Below are 15,915 nucleotides of genomic sequence, written 5' to 3'. Positions count from 1 at the left end.
GAAAATTCGACCATCCTCAGCGTAGAGTCTATTTTGCCATGGTCATACCATAGCTATTCGAGGCTTATGCACATGTAGCCATCAGTGCCGGCTCCGCTGTACGGATATCCGCCTGCCCTGGTCCAAGCACACTTGGATGTGGCAGTAAGGTTGTCGTGGTGAATTTCGGTGACAGTCTTTCCACCTTCTTTTTTCTTTGTGTACCACCTAAAAAGCAGATCCGCTTCGACGGTGTGCTGATAGGCGTCGATCCAGCACTTCGAAAGTACATGATCCCAGCATTCCGCATCGACGAAATCGAGATCGATCGTAACCGCATCAACCGTATTCGGCCATTTCCTGGTTATTTTCCGACTGCAGCGTTCCTCCACCTTTCCGCTGATTCCGATGCTTACGCTCGCGTCGGCACCCGCCAAAGGCTTAATCCCGAATGTGGCCTGGCCGTCTAAAGTCGCATCGTACGACAAATTCCTGAAGCAGGCTGTCGTACCGAGCGTCAACTTGGAGTGCGTTCGAATGTACTTTGCCAGAGCGTCCTTGTCCTTGTCATTGGGATAGGACCACTTGGCACCGTTGGTCGGATATAGGCGAGCCCAGTTCTTGAACGGTTGAATTCTCCAGAAAGTACCTCCACTTTTTTCGTCATTCCAGCAGGATGCTGATTGAACGTGGAGTTGCCAGTACTTCCACAACCTCGTCCTGTCAGTGCTGTTCGACCGGTACTGCTCGGTTTCTTGACGATGCGGTTGACCCTCGCACGCGTCGCGCCCTGGACCGCTCGATCCGCCGCCTGAAGCGGAGTCACCCGCGTCAGTGGGGTCTTCGTTCACATCGAGCGGGACATCAATGATGCTGACGTTTCCGCACCGGTCGAATACGAATATCGAGATTGTCGCCTCGCTTGGTTCGACAATGCCGCCACTCGCCTGCGAGCGAGCGTTGCCAGAACCCGAACCAGTTGTTTCCGTCCACCTACGCGTAACCTCGGACGTAACCCTTACTTGACCATCTGCCTGTTGGATAACGACATTAGCCAACTCTACTGCTGAGTCGCTGCGCGTCTTGTCTGCCAAAGCCATGGTCTCTCGCTGCCGCACCAGACCAGCATTCAGCAATGAGAGCTTGGCCGTACTGGGCGCGGTAGGCATGACACCTGGAGCATCCCAGATGGTGGTGGAACTCCCCTCCAAGACGGCATCTTGAGCCTGATAGTAGGCCTTAACACGATCAGTATAGACCTGGGCGCCAGACTCATCCGCCGTTGCTTCAGCGGATGATGACGCTAAGGGCGAGTCCAAAGTGCAGCCCGTACCTCCGATAGGAGTTGACGGCGGCGGGATAGCCCTTGTCGTGGCTGTGGCCGCTTCCCACTCACCAACCGCGAAATTAGTCTTGGCTCGCACTTTTACGGTGTAGGTGACATTATTTGCCAACCCACTGATAGCAGCCCATGGATCGTCCACGTCCAACGTTTTGATGAGGGTGCCACTACTGTCAAGGACTTCGACATCGTAGCCGTCGATCATGGCGATGCCGCCCGTGCTCTCCGGGAGGCCCCAACTGGCGGTCGCGCTGGCATCGCCGCCTTGGACAGTCAGGTTGAGCACCTTACTTGGCGGTCCGGCAGGTAGATAGGTGAGCGCCAGCGTGGGTTGCTCAGCTGCATTCGGTTCAGCGAATGTGATGACCTCTTCCTTATTGGAGGTGAGCAAGAGCCACTGGTACTCGCTTCCGGCTATGTCAGCCTGAGGACCGCTCAACGGCAGCGAGTATGGCGTGACTGTGTCATCGATGTCACTCGCAAGGTCCGCCCCCTTGGTATCTGCGGTGATCGTACCCTTGAGGGGAGCGGCGGAGATGACTGCATCGGCAGGGCATGTCCCAGCCGAGCAAGTCGGTGTACCTAGTTTGAGCATGCTCTCGGACACGCCTGCACCATCAGGAATTTCATCGAGCCGGAACCCGATGACCGCTGCCGTCTTGTTGATGCCGGCTCCGCCAATGCGGATCACCGCATCGTCAGTCACCGTGCATGGCGAACCATCACAAGCGGTGGGGTCGGTCTTGGCTATCTTGACGACAAAGCTGTCCTTTCCCAGGGAAAGGTTTCCGACCTTAGCGACGGGATCTTTTTCCGGAGGTGTGCCAGGGGTAGTAAAAGAGATCGGTGCGGTCTTTGATGTACATACCTCGCTGTCCGTACTACTCACGGAGGAGACCGTGACTTTAGTCGATTGCGCTGTGACGGCTGAGGTGGTTGCTCCTCCGAGTGGGGTGTTCATGTCGGTGGTGATTTCGGCGGCGGTTTGGGCGCGGTTGTAGATGCGGACGTCGTCGAGGACGCCCTTGAAGAAGTCGCCGTAGGGGGTGTCGCCGCCGAGGTGAAGGGCGCCGCCGTCATCGGCGATGGCGCCGGCGGAGGGGAAATCGCCGATCAGGGAGCCGTTGTGGTAGAGCCTGGCGCCGGAACTGCTATAGGTGAAGGCGAGGTGGGCCCACGTGTTGCGCGTCAGAGGGCTCTCACCCAGCGCCCCGTCTGGTTCGTCCTCTGTGGAGTACCAGGCCATCGGGACGCCGCCCTCGCCGGACGCGTACAGAGCGTAGGACATGTCGAAGTTGGTGAAGTAGTCCTTCGCGATGATGGCACGCCAGCCGTCGACAGCACTGGGCTTGACCCAGGCTGACAGCGTCAGGGCGTTCGTCATCTGCAGCGACGGGGAGTCGTTGATGAAAACGGAACTGGAAGTGCCGTTGAAGGACAGCCCCTTGCCGTACTTTCCGGTGACCCAGGAGGTACTGTCCGCGGTGCCGTTGTTGGTACCGGTCGCGTCGGTGACGGTCGTGCCGGTGCCCTCGTCCATGGCATAGGCGGCCACCAGGCCAGGAGGCAGCGTCGGGTCCGGATCAGGGTCGGGGTCCGGATCAGGATCAGGGTCTGGGGTGGGGGTGGGGTCGGGGTCCGGGTCCGGGTCCGGGTCCGGGTCCGGGTCGGTGCCGCCGTCTTGCGGGGCGGTGACACACGCAGTCATCTGCCACTTGTACGTGCTTCCTGGCTGCACGGTGTTGGCAGGGATTTGGAAGGACGCGCGTTCACCTCCATTGACAGTGCGACTGCCGAGCGGCGCGGATGCGACAGGCGCTCCGGTGCTGTCGTAGAGGTAGTACTTGGCGGTGACCGGACCGCCGGAGGGGCGGTTGACCATGCCCGAGAGGATGGGCTGGGTCGGGTCGGCCATGCCGGTCTCGGCGTCGGAGGGCAGCGTCGGGGCGTCGCTCGTGATGCGGTAGGCCGGGCTCTCGTTGCATGAAGGCGGCGTCACGCCGGCTCGGCAGGCCTTGACCACGAACTTGAAGCTGGCCGGGTTGTCCAGCGCGAAGACCTTGTCCAGCGCCTGGCCGGACGGGATGTTGTTGTGGGTGGTGGTGCCGGGCACGCCGACCAGGGTGCGGATCTCGTTGGCGGTCAGCGCCCGCTGATAGACATGGAGGTCGTCCAGAGCCCCCTTGAGATTGCCGCCGAGGGGATATCCCGAGCTGCCGATCTCGAAGGCGCCTCGGGCGTTCCAGTTGGCGGTGTGGTCGGCCTCGCCGGACAGCACACCGTCCACGTACAGGCGGATCTTGCCCGCTGTCTTGTCGTACTGGGCGGCCAGGTGAGTCCATTCGCCGATCTTGGCGAGGTCCTTGGACTGAAGCGAGGACTGCCGAACGTCGGTGGGGTGGTCCTCCTTGATCATGGTCCACCACCAGCGCTGGTCGAACTCGGGCGCGGTCGAGGTCTCGTACGACAGATTGAAGGCGGGCAAGTTGACGCCCATCTGCGACAGGACGTTCTGACTGGTGGTGCTGCTGTCCAGCCGTATCCAGGCCGTGGTGGTGAAGCTCTGGTTGGTGTTGATCACCGGGCCGCTGGTCTTGGCGTTGCCGCCGGTGAACTTCACCGCCTGGCCCAGTTGGGCGGGCTCGCGGGTGTGCGCGCCGCTCAAGGTGGCGGAGCGGTTGTTACCGGAGGAGTCGGTGAGCGTGCCGCCCGAGGCCTCGTCAAGCTTCCAGTACGCGGCCTCCCCCGCGGGCAACTCGACGGCCGGCGCGGCCATGGTCGAGTCGTTGACCGTCACCGTGTAGTTGAGCGGCGACGCCTCCGGCACGGCCGACTTGTACGTCACCTTGACGTTCTGGCTGCGGGCGATCGCGTCGTTGCCGTCCATGGAGTCGATGGACTCGGCGGTCACAGTGGGGATCTCCGGGGGCAACACCCAGTCCACGCTGAGCTTGGGCGCATCGCTGGTGCCGAACATGGCGGGCCAGAATGAGTACGACTCGTCGTAGTTGGGCGGGGTCGTCTCCTCGTCCGTCAGCCTCATGACGAAACCGTGGTTCGCCGTGCCGGACGCCCATAGCCTGGTCATGTCGGTGAGGTTCCAGCTCCACACCGACCCTGGTGTCGGGGGCAGTGCGCACGGGTCGACCGACGCCCGGCCTTCCTCCGTACTGTCCGGCTGGTCTTCCCAGGCGGTGTCCTCGGCCTCCCAGGGCTGGGTGATCCGCTGTGCTGCGATCCCCTGGAACTCGCCGCAGTCGAAGTCGTACACCTCGTTCTTCAGCCGCAACTGCAGGGTGGACTTGACCACCTGCTTGCCGGTGATCGGCGCCGTGTCGAACGCCATCAGCGAACGAGTGGGACGGATCTCGTAGACCTCGATGCCCCCCGTCCCACACTTCCGAATGCACTCCGCGTATTTGCCGACCTGCCCCGGCGACAACTGAGAGTTCGGTGATTTGATGGAGACCTCTTGGGTCACTCCGAGGGTCGTGGTCGGATCGATCGTGACCGGATACTGGGTGGCGGGATCGGCCAGCCAGGCGGCATCCGGCTTGAGCAGCAGGGCGGTCGCCCCGTCTTTGCCCTCCACCGTGGTATCGACCTTGGCTTGGCGCCCCGGACGGTCGGCGCTGGGCTTCTCGGCCGCCGCGTCCCACATCAGCGGCGCGGGGGCGGAGGCTACCTCCTTCTTGTCCTTGGCTCCGGCTAGCGAGAGCCCGCCCGCCTTGGTCTTCTTGAGTGTGACCCCCTTGGCCTGCACCGGGATGCGGAACTCCACCGAGCCGGTGGGGCGCTCGCGCAGCACGATGTCATGCCGGAAGCCGGTCGGCAGCGCCGTCACGACCAGGTCTCCCGACGGTCCCGCGACGCCTGGATAGGTCGCCACATTGCCCTTGATCTGCGGGCGAGGCAGCTCAGTCAGCCAGGAGAGGCCGAATGACTTCTCCCTGCCGAGGGTCATGGTCGCGAACGGGTCGGATCCGCCCACCGACAGTCGCACGTTGGCCTTGGCCAGCTTGGGCTTCAACACGCCGTTCTGCTCGACCAGAGAGGTGTCGATCCACGCCCAGGAACCGTCCCCCTGCCTGAGCTGTGCCGGGCCGGCATAGGACTCGGTGGCCAAATGGCCGTCCGGATATGCCCACGTACGTGACGTCTCCGTGTAGGCGGCCTGCACCGCGACCGGCTTGTTCTGCTTCTTCGCCTCCTCGACCGCGGCGCGCAGAGCCGCGTCCGGGTCCTCTGGGCGCGGGAACGTGGTCACCGCCGGGCCCTTGGCCGCGGCCTGCGGATCGGGGTCGGCCACGGCCTGCGTGATCGGAACCGCGACCAGCAACGATGCCGCCACCGTGAGCGTCGTTGCGACCGCCAGTCTCCGTTTTGGCTTCTTCCTGAAGATCGATCGGCTGCCTAACTCGTCCACAAACACCTTCCGTGAAAGTTAGTTCGAATTGTCAGCCTTGATCATTCATCGGAGATCGTCAGTGATCAACCCGATCTAGATCACAATAACTTGATCAAAAAACGCGTAACACGGGCAGACCGGACAGCGATCCCCAAAGGGAAAAATCTATGACAATTCGGTAATTCATATTTCCCCTTTGCGCCCCCGACTCTCGTTCGAACTGCTGCGTAGCCGTACAGTCACCCTCGGCTGTTGGATGGGGCCCGCACGCGGTTCATCGGGCGTGGCCGTCGAGCAGGCTTTCCCACAGTCGATGCGCTGCGGCGGTCCGTAGCCAAGGGCTTTCACTGACGCAGGTGCCCTCGGCCGACCGCACGGTCCGGCGGATGTGGACTAAACCAGCCGCCGAGCACAGTTCGTACGACGGCATGATGCACTCACATGTATGCGCCCGAACCCTGATCGAGCCGCACCTCGGCACCGATTCGGACCAAACGATCGGGACAAAACCCTCCCGCAAGGGCTTCAGATGACTGCCATGAAATTCGATCATGGCCCTGCCTCCACGGTCGATCGTGCTGTCAGAGTCGGTACGGCCGCCGCACGCTCATAGGCAAGGCAGGGCAGGGGGACGTGCCGGTTCGGGCAGCACGCCACGCCGATGGTGACGAACCGGCCGCCGTGCAGCCACTCACCCCACCGCACGTCCACTCCACGAGGCAGCAGGTCCAAAGCGGCCTCCAGCCGCTCCTCCAGCAACACCACCGGCAGCGGCAACTCCGCACGGATCCTGCCGTACGCACCGGCCAGCCAGACCACCGCCAGCCACACCTCCTCAAAAGTCGCCGCGATCCGCGACCCCGGCTTAGCCGGCCAGTCGCTGGTCCGCCTCGGCGACAGCACCGACGTCACGAAGTCAGGCGACGACGACCGCCGTTGAGCCTCGTTGCTCCGGTCGGCTCCCGCACCGACCCATTGGTACGCGTGCCAATGCATGCTCAGCCGCTCCCAGTCCGGAATCGCAGCGGTCAGGACACAACCCTTCACGCCCCTTCCTGCTGACTCCCGCCGCACACCACCTCGCCAAGCGGCCTGCCGTACAGATCCAGCACGCGATCCCCCTTCCTCCGGTGCCAGCAACCGACTTGCGATCGCTGCCCGCCTACACCACGCCATCATGGCACTCCTGTAATGGCCTGTAAAGGTCGATTATCATAGGAGCATATAGACCCTTCTATGCTTGTCGTGAAGGGTCTATCTAGAGTTATGCCGTGATGGAATTCAACCCGCGGATCCCAAAGTGGCGCCAGGTCGCAGACGAGATCCAGCGCAGGATCGAGGCAGGTGAGATCGGCTACAACGACGTCATCTCCGAGGTTCAACTCGAACGCGAGCTGGAGGTCTCCCGCCCGACGATCCGCCAGGCCATTGCATACCTGCGGGATGATCTCAAGCTGATCGAGACCATCCCGGGGCGCGGCTCGTTCGTACGCGAACCCACGCCGAAGAAGCCGTAGCACGGTCCTGACTACAGCTGGGGCCGATAGCGGGATCCCGCTATCGAGGATTAACGCCCAAGCTCAGCCCACTCTTATACGGCTACCGTGAACAGGCCGGGTCGGACGCCATCTTCGCAGGGTGTCGTCCGTAAGAAGAAGCCCGCCGGGGAGCCGCTGTACGTCGGGTCGAAGAGGATGAACCACTACGCGGCAGGGGAGGACCAGGCTGCGAAGCGCCGACAGTTTCTCACCGTGGCCGGATCTACCCTCCTGGGTGCAGCCGGGGAGCAGCCCGCCGAAGCCATCGTCGGCCGTCTTGAACACATGCTCATCAGCGCCGCCCCCGCAGAGCCCACATCCCTGAGCAGCCTGACAGCGCAGGTGAACAAGGCACAGGCAGCGCTCGCCGACTCCCGCTACGCCGCCCTGTCCACGCTGCTTCCCCCGCTGGTGGCCACCGCGACCACCACTGCCGCCGCGACCACCGGCCGCCGGCAAGATGGCGTTCACAATGCCTCAGCGAGATTTACAACCTCACCGCGGAACTCGCCACCAAGATCCATACCGATGGCGGCCTCGCGTGGGTCGCCGCCGATCGCGCCCTGCGCGCCGCTCAGCTCTCCGGGGACGGTGTGGCCATCGCTCACGCCTCCCGGCAGGTGGCCATCGCCATGCGCCGCCAAGGCCGCCACGCGAGTGCGACCGATCTACTCACCCACACGGCCCAACACCTGAACGCCGACACCGGTCACCCCTCCGCCGCCGTGCTGAGCGCGTACACCAAGCTGCTCTGCACCGCACTGCAAGACCTCGCCTCCCGAGCGAGGGTTTGAGCGAGCACCTGCTTCCTCCCACAGCAGCGCCGAGCCTGACCAAAACGGGGAGCTGCAGCGGGTGTGGCCGGACGATTCGGAGCGGCTGCTCTAGCCGGCGAAGGGCCGATCGCGGAACCCAGGGCCCAGGACCGAAAGTGGCTGGAATACGGCGGAGTTTGGCACGGATCGATCTTCTCCGGTGCCGGCAAAGGTGCGAGGCTCACTGGTCGCCGTACTGGTCATGGCCGTCGCGGGGACGGTCGGCAGGTGATCTTTTCGTGGAGGACGGACAGTGAAGTGGTTGCGCGGCCTCCTGGGTGTGACGCTCCTGGCGGGAGCGGCCACCGCGTGTGGGCTCATGCCGGCGCCCCAGCCCTCCGCCGTGAGCCCCGCGGCCAGTCCTTCCCAGCAGAGGCAGGAGACCGCGCCCACGTCTGAACCGCCCGCTGAGATCGCCAAGCGCACAGTGCCCGCCAACCCCTGCCGCGTGCTGACCGCGTCGACCCGGTCGAGGATCGGGATGCTGCGGGGGAAGAGGGACCGGCTCAACCTGGCCTGCAAGTGGAGCAACGACCCCGGCGACGCCCCGCCGTTCACGTTCAGGGATCTGAGCATCACCTATGACGCCGGGTTCGAAGGGCTTCCCGCTTCCGTGGCCGTCGCGAGGAAGACCTTCGCGACCATGAGGAAGAACGACTACCGGCAGCCCAGCATCTTCGGCGGGGCGCCCTCGGTGAAGGGGACGGTCAAGCAGGTCGGCTCCGCCAAGGCGGGCGAGCACTTCGACGAGGGCTACTACGTGTATTACGTCTACGAAGTGGGCGACGCCAAGCGCGGCGAGGGCAAGGCTGTCCTGCGCAAGGACAACGTGGTGATCACGATCAACGTCAGCGGTGCCAACGTGCCCGGACGTATGGTGCGCGACGGCAAGCCGATCGGCAACGCCACCGCCCAAGCCATGATCGACATTGTGGCGACTCAGGCTATCGCGGCAGTGCGGTGATATCTGGGGCAGTCGTGGAAGAGTCCGCGCCCCTCCGAAGCCGATGAGTTTCGGGGGGCCGGGTGGTCCTCCTCCTGAAGGCAACGATCAGGAGGTCTCGATGGGCACGGTGGTGCTGTACAAGAGCATGTCGTTGGATGGTTTCGTCGCCGGTCCGGACATCGGTGCGGAGCATCCCATGGGCAAGGGCGGCATGCGGCTGCACGAGTGGATGTTCACGGACCGGCCCGACCCGCGCGATAAGGACGTCATCGCCGCGATGTCCGCTTCGGCCGGTGCGGTCGTGGTCGGCAAGCGTACGTTCGACGTCGGCCTGCCGCACTGGCAGGACACCCCTTACCCGGTGCCGACCTTCGTGCTCACCCACCAGGCACGTGCCGAACTCGTCATGAAGAGCGCGACGTTCACCTTTGTCACCGACGGTATCGGGGCTGCTCTGAAGGCTGCCCAGGACGCCGCCGGGGACAAGAACGTGATCGTGATGGGTGCCCAGACGGGACGGCAGTTCCTCCAGGCCGGACTGCTGGATGAGTTGCTGATCAACCTGGTGCCGGTCGTGCTGGGCGCCGGAAGCCGGCTGTTGGAAGACCTTGGCCACATCGAGTTGACGCGCACTCAGGTGATCGCCTCCGACGCGGTCACACACCTGCGGTTCCGGGTCGTGAGATGACCGCCCGTCCCGGCAGGCCGGATCTCGCACGTTCAGCCCATCAAGCCCGGCAGGTCAAAGGGCGGCCGCCGTTGTAGGTGACCATGTCGCGGAACGCGGCCGGGATGTCGAGGCGTGCGCCCGGCGCGGCGCCGTTCTCCTCGGCGTAGGCGCGGTGCAGGTTGCCGACGATGCGCTCACTGTCGAGCCATTCGGCGTACGGACCGAGGTCGCACTGACGGGCGGCGTCGAGCGGCGAGAGCCCTGCCGCGACGCCCTGCTTCGCGACCTCCTGTACGAAGTACAGGTATCCCAGCGCGTCGTCGATGGCCTCGGGGCCGCACACCGGACCGTGGCCGGGCACGATCGTCGTGGCACCCAGCGGGGCGATCACGTCCTTGAGGACCGCGATCGAGCCCGCGACCGAACCGGAGAGGAGGAAGGGTGTGCCGCCTGCGAACAGCAGGTCACCTGCGAACAGGACGGACCGCTCCGGCACCCAGATGACCGAGTCGTTCGTGGTGTGCGCCGGGCTGCCCACATGGCGGACCTCGCAGCGCAGGTCGTCGACCCACAGCGTCACGCCCTCGCGATAGGTCAGGAACGGTGGCGCCGGCGGCAGCGAGCCCTCGTCGATCGGCTCGAAGATGCCGGTGAGCGGCGGCGCGGCGGCCATGGCCAGCATCTCCGACCGGGTGTTCTCGTGCGCGACGATCGTGGCCCCGGGCAGCCAGGCGTTGCCGGCCGTGTGGTCGGGATGGCTGTGCGTGTTGACGAGGGTGTGCACCGGTCCCGGCGACACGGTACGCATGGCGGCGGCGAACGCGCGGGTGCGCCGTTCCGTCGAGCAGGTGTCGACGGCGACCGTCCCTGACCGCCCGACGAGCATCCCGGTGTTGTTGATCATCCAACCGCCGTCGGACTGCACGTAGGCGTAGAGGCCGCCACCCAAGTCCTCGATCCGCGGATCACCAAGAGCATCGTCACTCATGCGTCTACCCTCGTGCCCGCCTGCTCCTGTCGGGAAGCTGATTTCGCGTATACCCGCCATCAGTGCGACTGATGACCTGCGGCACGGTCATCGGTTAGGCTGAATGCGCTGATGCCCACATCAGGGAGCGCGATGTGGAGGCCGCCGTGAAGCTGTCGAACCTGGACCTGAACCTCCTGGTGTCGCTGGACGTCCTGCTGGAGGAGCGGTCGGTGACGCGTGCGGCCGCTCGTCTGGGCCTGTCCCAGCCCGCCCTCTCGGCCGCGCTCGCCCGGTTGCGGCGGCACTTCGACGATCCGCTGCTCATCCGTTCAGGCAACACCTCCGAGTTGAGCCCGCTCGCCCAGACCCTGCGGCTGCGCACCTCGCACGCGCTGAACGAGGTCGAGCGCGTGTTCGCCAGTGAGGCCGTGTTCGATCCGGCGACCTCCAGGCGCACGTTCACCGTGCAGGCCTCGGATTACGCCATGGCCGTGATCGGTCCGCGGGTCACGCAGGTGCTCGCGGACCGGGCTCCGGGCGTCAAGATGCGGTTCGAGAGTCATTCGAACCCCCTGACGGACAACCCGGCCGACTGGCTCCGCGGGGTGGACGGCATGATCCTGCCACGCGGATTCGTGTTCAACCTCCCCTCGATCGACCTGTTCACCGACGAGTGGGTGTGCGTGGCCGACCAGGACAACGATGCCGTCGGTGATGTCCTGACCATGGCGGACGTCGCCGAGATGCCGTGGGTGCTCACCTACCACGGACCGACCCGCTTCCTGTCCGCCGTGCGGCAGTTGGAGCAACTGGGGATCGAGCCCAGGGTCCAGGTGGTGGTCGAGAGCTTCCTCGTGCTGCCGTTCTACATCGTCGGGAGTCGTCGGCTCGGACTCGTTCAGCGTCATCTGGCGGAAGCGCTGGCCGCCACCGGCCGACTCCGGGTGCTCGCCTGTCCCTGGGACGTGGTGCCGGTGGTGGAGACGCTCTGGTGGCATCCGCTGCACACCCGCAGTCCGGATCACGCCTGGCTGCGGTCGGTCCTCACCGAGACGACCCGGCACCTCGACCGACGGGCCTGAGGGTTCGCGGTGGAAGCACCGCCCGCTGGTACGACATTCGTCTGCCTTATGTGGGGCATCAGCTATTTCAGCTTCCCCGATGCGGTTGGTCGAGCGGACAGTGGTGGCCATCACAGCACATGGATGGAAGGACCACTGTGGTTGCCCCTTTCGCCCTCGCCACGGTCGCCGACGGCACCGCGGAGCGTCCCGCGCTGGTCGTCGATCTCGACGGGGATCCTGCCTGGCGGGACCTCTCCGACCTCGGGCCGACGGTGCACGCGCTCCTGCAGGACTGGGACTCGGTGCTGCGGACGCTGCACACGCTGACCGGCCAGGCCACCCGCCCGCTGGAACAAGAGCAGCTCCGGCAGCCGTTCGTGCCAGGGCAGGTCCTTCAGGCCGGCGCCAACTATCGCACGCACGTCATCGAGCTCGCGGTCAAGCACGCTCCCGGCGACCGGCCCAAGTCCGAGGTGCGGGCCGAGGCCGCGGCGGCGATGGAGCGCCGCACCGCCGACAGCGAGCCGTACCTGTTCATCGGACTGCCCTCGGCCGTCACCGGCCCTTACGACGACGTCGTGCTCCCCGCCTACTCCCAGCAGCACGACTGGGAGCTCGAACTGGCCGTCGTGATCGGCCGGGAGGCGTTCCACGTGGATCGCGAGCACGCACTCGAACACGTCGCCTGCTACACGATCGCCAACGACCTGACCACGCGTGACCTGGTGTTCCGCCGCGACATGCCGGCGATCGGCTCGGACTGGTACCGCGCGAAGAACGCCCCCGGCTTCACCCCGCTCGGCCCCTACCTGGTACCCGCCGAGTTCGTGCCCGAGCACCCGCGGATCCGGCTGGAACTCAACGGAGAAGTGATGCAGGACGAGTCCACCAAGGACATGATCTGCGACGTCGCCGCGATCGTCGCGGCCGCGTCGCGAACGACCCCGCTGCGCCCCGGTGACCTGCTGCTCACCGGCAGCCCGGCGGGCAACGGCATCGCCCACGGCCGGCTGCTGCGCGCGGGCGACGTCATGACCGGCACGATCACCGGGCTGGGCGTTCAGCGCACCCGGGTGGTCGCGCCATGACCGCGGTCGAGTCCGTCGGGGTCATCGGCGCCGGAATGGCCGGTCTGGGCGTCGCCATCCTCCTCGCCGAAGCCGGCGTGCGAGTGGACGTCATCGAGACCACGGCGGAGGTCGGCGCCCTCGGGTCAGGTGTCACGCTGCAGGGCAACGCACTGCGCGTCCTGCGTCGCCTCGGGGTGTGGGAAGGGGTCGAGCGGGCGGGGTACGCCTTCGACTCGGCCGCCCTGCGCACGCCGGACGGCGCGCTGCTGGCCGAGATGCCCGACGCCCGGACAGGCGGTCCTGAGCTTCCCGCCACGGTGGGGATCTACCGCCCCGACCTGGCCCGCCTGCTCGTCGAGCGCGCCGTCGGCCTGGGCGCGAGGGTGCGGACCGGGGTCCGGCCCGTCTCGCTCGAACAGGACGACCACGGGGTCGACCTCGGGTGCTCCGACGGCACGCGCGCTCGCTACGACCTCGTCGTGGGCGCCGACGGGGTGCGGTCGTGGACCCGTGACGCGCTCGGCGTCCCGTTGCGGACGGAGCCGGTGGGCATGGGGATCTGGCGCGCGTTCGCGAAACGGCCGCCGTCGGTGACCCGTACGGACCTCTGCTACGGCGGCGCGGCCTACATCGCCGGATACTGCCCCACCGGCGAGGACACGCTCTACGCCTACCTCGTCGAGGACGCGCGGGACCGCGGCGCGCTGTCCGCCGACGAGCGGCTGGCCGTCATGCGCGGGCTCGCCGAGCACTACCACGGCGCGTGGGACGACATCCGCGCGAACCTGACCGACCCGTCCCGGGTGAACTACGCGCGGTTCGAATGGCACCTCCTGGACGGGCCGTGGCACCGCGGCCGCACGGTGCTGATCGGCGACGCCGCCCACTGCTGCCCGCCGACGATGGCGCAGGGCGCCGCTCAGGCGCTGGAGGACGCGCTGGTGCTGGCCGAGCTGCTCACCACCCGCGACACCCTGGATGAGGACCTGTGGTCGGCGTTCACCTCACGCCGGCTCGACCGCGCGCGCACGGTGGTCGAGAGTTCGGTGCAGATGTGCCGGTGGCTGCTGGCCGGCGAGCGGGGCGACCTGCCAGGACTGATGGGCCGCGTGCACTCCCTGCTCATGGAGCAGCCGTGAACGCGCCCGTGGAGTCAAGAAACCTCGTCATCGACGTGCACGCGCACTGCCTCGTCGCCGAGGTGGAGGCGCTGGTCGCCGGCGAGCCGGGGCTCGCCGAGCTCCGCGCGCTCGAGGCGCGGCGCCACGGCGCGGAGTCAATGGCGGTGTCGGGGCAGATGGTCCGGGCGGCCCTGCCCGCGCTGACGACCGTGGCGCGGCGCCTGTCCGACATGGACGCGGCGGGCGTGGACGTGCAGGTCGTCTCGCCGTCCCCGTCGCACTACCACTACTGGGCCCGCCCCGAGCTCGCGACCGAGGTGTGCCGGGCGGCGAACCGCGGCGTGGCGGCCGTCGTCGACCAGGCTCCCGACCGGCTGGTGGGATTCGGGCTGGTCCCCCTGCAACATCCCGATCTGTGCGTCGCCGCTCTCGACGACGCCCTCGGTCTCGGCCTCAAGGGCGTCGAGATCTCCTCCTTCGCCCCCGGCGTCGAGCTGTCGGACGCTCGGCTCGACCCGTTCTGGGCGCGGGCCGCCGAGACCGCCGCGGTGGTGTTCCTGCACCCCTTCGGCTGCTCGCTCGATGCGCGGCTCGACCGGTTCTACCTGGCCAACACGGTCGGGCAACCGGTCGAGAACGCCGTCGCCCTCTCGCATCTGATCTTCTCGGGGGTCCTGGACCGCCACCCGGACCTGCGGGTGGTCGCGGCGCACGGCGGCGGCTACCTGCCCACCTACCTCGGCCGCTCCGACCACGCCTGGCAGGTGCGCAGCGAGGCCCGGCAGTGCGCCGAAACACCCTCGGCGTACCTGCGCCGGATCTGGTTCGACTCGCTCGTCCACACCCCGCAGGCGCTGCGCGCCCTGGTCGCCGCCGTCGGCGCCGACCGGGTGGTGCTCGGCTCCGACCACCCCTTCGACATGGGCGTGCCCGATCCGCTCGGCCGCCTCGACGCCGCCGGGCTGGACGCGGGCGACCGCGCCGCGATCGCCGGCGGCACCGCGCAGAAGCTGGGGCTCGTCCCCGGGAAGGAATCCTGATGCCCGACACGGCGGCTCCACGCCTGATCACGCACCTGCGGCACGTCGACCTCGCCGTGCCCGACCTGGCCGCCCAGCAGGCGTTCTACACCGGCCAGTGGGGTCTCACCGAAGTCGCCACGGACTCCGGGCTGTCCTTCCTCGCCGCGGAGGGCTCGCCCGAGCAGTACGTGATGCGCCTTCGTCGGTCCGCCGACAAGCGCATCGACCTCATCGCGTTCGGCGCCGCGACCCCGGCCGACGTCGACACGCTCGCCGGGCGGCTGGCGCGGGACGGCGTGCGGCTCGTGTCGGAGCCGGGAGTGCTGGCGACGCCCGGCGGCGGCTACGGGTTCCGGTTCTTCGACAACGAGGGCCGTACCGTCGAGATCTCCGCCGAGGTCGCCGAGCGGACCCACCGCAGGATCGAGGAGGGCGAGTCGATCCCGGTGCGCCTGTCGCACGTGGTGGTCAACTCCGCCGACCCGGAGGGCACCGTCGCGTTCTACGAGCGTCACCTCGGCTTCGCGCTCTCGGACATCCTCACCCACCCGCGCAATGGTCACATGATGTGGTTCCTGCGGTGCAACCCGTGGCACCACAGCTTCGCCGTCGCCCGCTGCCCGCACCCGTCCCTGCACCACGCGAGCTTCGAGATGCGCGGGATCGACGAGTACATGCGCGGTACGGGCCGTCTCCTGCGGGCCGGCGTCGAGAAGATCTGGGGGCCGGGCCGGCACAAGGCCGGCAACAACACCTTCTCGTACTTCCTCGACCCGCAGGGCAACACGATCGAGTACACGACCGAGCTGGAGCGCCTGGACGAGGACACCTGGCACCCCGGCCTGCACGACCTCTCCGATCCCGACGTGGCCGACCAGTGGGGCACCGCCAACCGGATGGACGAGTTCGTCGCGAAGAAGTCGTTCAACGACCCGGACCGGGGCCTGTTCATGGCCCCGCCCGTCTGAGG

The 15,915-nt window shown here is 66.6% G+C and carries 12 protein-coding genes; 9 read left to right on the top strand and 3 right to left on the bottom strand.

Annotated elements, in window-relative coordinates; translation table 11 throughout:
• Window positions 1-53: 53 nt before the first annotated feature.
• Window positions 54-5,747 carry a LamG-like jellyroll fold domain-containing protein gene (locus tag IEY87_RS26775; RefSeq protein ID WP_189141545.1) on the bottom strand — a complete coding sequence of 1,898 codons (5,694 nt, stop codon included), beginning with the start codon at window positions 5,745-5,747 and terminating at the stop codon, window positions 54-56.
• A 531-nt stretch (window positions 5,748-6,278) separates the two neighbouring features.
• Entirely contained in the window at window positions 6,279-6,641 is a 363-nt protein-coding gene (locus IEY87_RS26770) for a hypothetical protein (protein WP_189141544.1), read from the bottom strand.
• A gap of 362 nt (window positions 6,642-7,003) precedes the next feature.
• On the opposite strand from IEY87_RS26770, the gene IEY87_RS26765 reads away from it, so the two are divergent.
• The 4 genes from IEY87_RS26765 (at window position 7,004) to IEY87_RS26750 (ending at window position 9,716) form a co-directional block, all read left to right on the top strand.
• Window positions 7,004-7,246 (top strand): GntR family transcriptional regulator, encoded by a 243-nt coding sequence (locus IEY87_RS26765; protein WP_225278089.1) that lies wholly within the window; start codon window positions 7,004-7,006, stop codon window positions 7,244-7,246.
• Between the two features lie 614 nt (window positions 7,247-7,860).
• Complete coding sequence (locus tag IEY87_RS26760; protein ID WP_189141542.1) at window positions 7,861-8,061, top strand: hypothetical protein; 201 nt, start codon at window positions 7,861-7,863, stop codon at window positions 8,059-8,061.
• A gap of 274 nt (window positions 8,062-8,335) precedes the next feature.
• On the top strand, window positions 8,336-9,046 hold the full coding sequence (locus tag IEY87_RS26755) for a DUF3558 domain-containing protein (protein WP_225278072.1): 711 nt from the start codon (window positions 8,336-8,338) through the stop codon (window positions 9,044-9,046).
• A gap of 100 nt (window positions 9,047-9,146) precedes the next feature.
• A complete protein-coding gene (locus IEY87_RS26750) occupies window positions 9,147-9,716 on the top strand; it encodes a dihydrofolate reductase family protein (protein WP_189141540.1) in 570 nt (189 codons plus the stop codon).
• 40 nt (window positions 9,717-9,756) lie between these two features.
• Here the strand turns inward: IEY87_RS26750 and IEY87_RS26745 are convergent, their stop codons facing one another.
• Window positions 9,757-10,686, bottom strand: a complete 930-nt coding sequence (locus IEY87_RS26745; protein WP_189141539.1) for an MBL fold metallo-hydrolase — start codon at window positions 10,684-10,686, stop codon at window positions 9,757-9,759.
• Window positions 10,687-10,820: 134 nt separating this feature from the next.
• Between IEY87_RS26745 and IEY87_RS26740 the strand changes: the two genes are divergently transcribed.
• The 5 genes from IEY87_RS26740 to IEY87_RS26720 all read left to right on the top strand — a co-directional run bounded on the left by IEY87_RS26740 (window position 10,821) and on the right by IEY87_RS26720 (window position 15,913).
• Window positions 10,821-11,750, top strand: coding sequence for a LysR family transcriptional regulator (locus IEY87_RS26740; protein ID WP_225278073.1), 930 nt, complete (start codon window positions 10,821-10,823; stop codon window positions 11,748-11,750).
• Between the two features lie 137 nt (window positions 11,751-11,887).
• Entirely contained in the window at window positions 11,888-12,820 is a 933-nt protein-coding gene (locus IEY87_RS26735; RefSeq protein ID WP_225278074.1) for a fumarylacetoacetate hydrolase family protein, read from the top strand.
• Window positions 12,817-13,941, top strand: coding sequence for an FAD-dependent monooxygenase (locus IEY87_RS26730; protein ID WP_189141537.1), 1,125 nt, complete (start codon window positions 12,817-12,819; stop codon window positions 13,939-13,941). Before IEY87_RS26735 ends, IEY87_RS26730 begins: the two co-directional genes overlap by 4 nt.
• A complete protein-coding gene (locus tag IEY87_RS26725) occupies window positions 13,938-14,963 on the top strand; it encodes an amidohydrolase family protein (protein WP_189141536.1) in 1,026 nt (341 codons plus the stop codon). Before IEY87_RS26730 ends, IEY87_RS26725 begins: the two co-directional genes overlap by 4 nt.
• The gene (locus IEY87_RS26720) at window positions 14,963-15,913 is read left to right on the top strand and encodes a VOC family protein (protein ID WP_189141535.1); all 951 of its coding nucleotides are present in this window, start codon (window positions 14,963-14,965) and stop codon (window positions 15,911-15,913) included. Before IEY87_RS26725 ends, IEY87_RS26720 begins: the two co-directional genes overlap by 1 nt.
• Window positions 15,914-15,915: the final 2 nt, after the last annotated feature.

The sequence above is a fragment of the Nonomuraea glycinis genome (assembly GCF_014646515.1).
Taxonomy (GTDB): Bacteria; Actinomycetota; Actinomycetes; order Streptosporangiales; family Streptosporangiaceae; genus Nonomuraea; species Nonomuraea glycinis.
The sequence above is the reverse complement of the archived record's forward strand: the minus strand, read 5'-3'. Positions and strand labels throughout refer to the sequence as shown.

Coding starts and splice junctions, on each gene's coding strand:
- IEY87_RS26765 (WP_225278089.1), top strand. CDS start 7,004: ATGGAATTCAACCCGCGGATCCCAAAGTGGCGCCAGGTCGCAGACGAG.
- IEY87_RS26750 (WP_189141540.1), top strand. CDS start 9,147: ATGGGCACGGTGGTGCTGTACAAGAGCATGTCGTTGGATGGTTTCGTC.
- IEY87_RS26745 (WP_189141539.1), bottom strand. CDS start 10,686: ATGAGTGACGATGCTCTTGGTGATCCGCGGATCGAGGACTTGGGTGGC.
- IEY87_RS26730 (WP_189141537.1), top strand. CDS start 12,817: ATGACCGCGGTCGAGTCCGTCGGGGTCATCGGCGCCGGAATGGCCGGT.
- IEY87_RS26720 (WP_189141535.1), top strand. CDS start 14,963: ATGCCCGACACGGCGGCTCCACGCCTGATCACGCACCTGCGGCACGTC.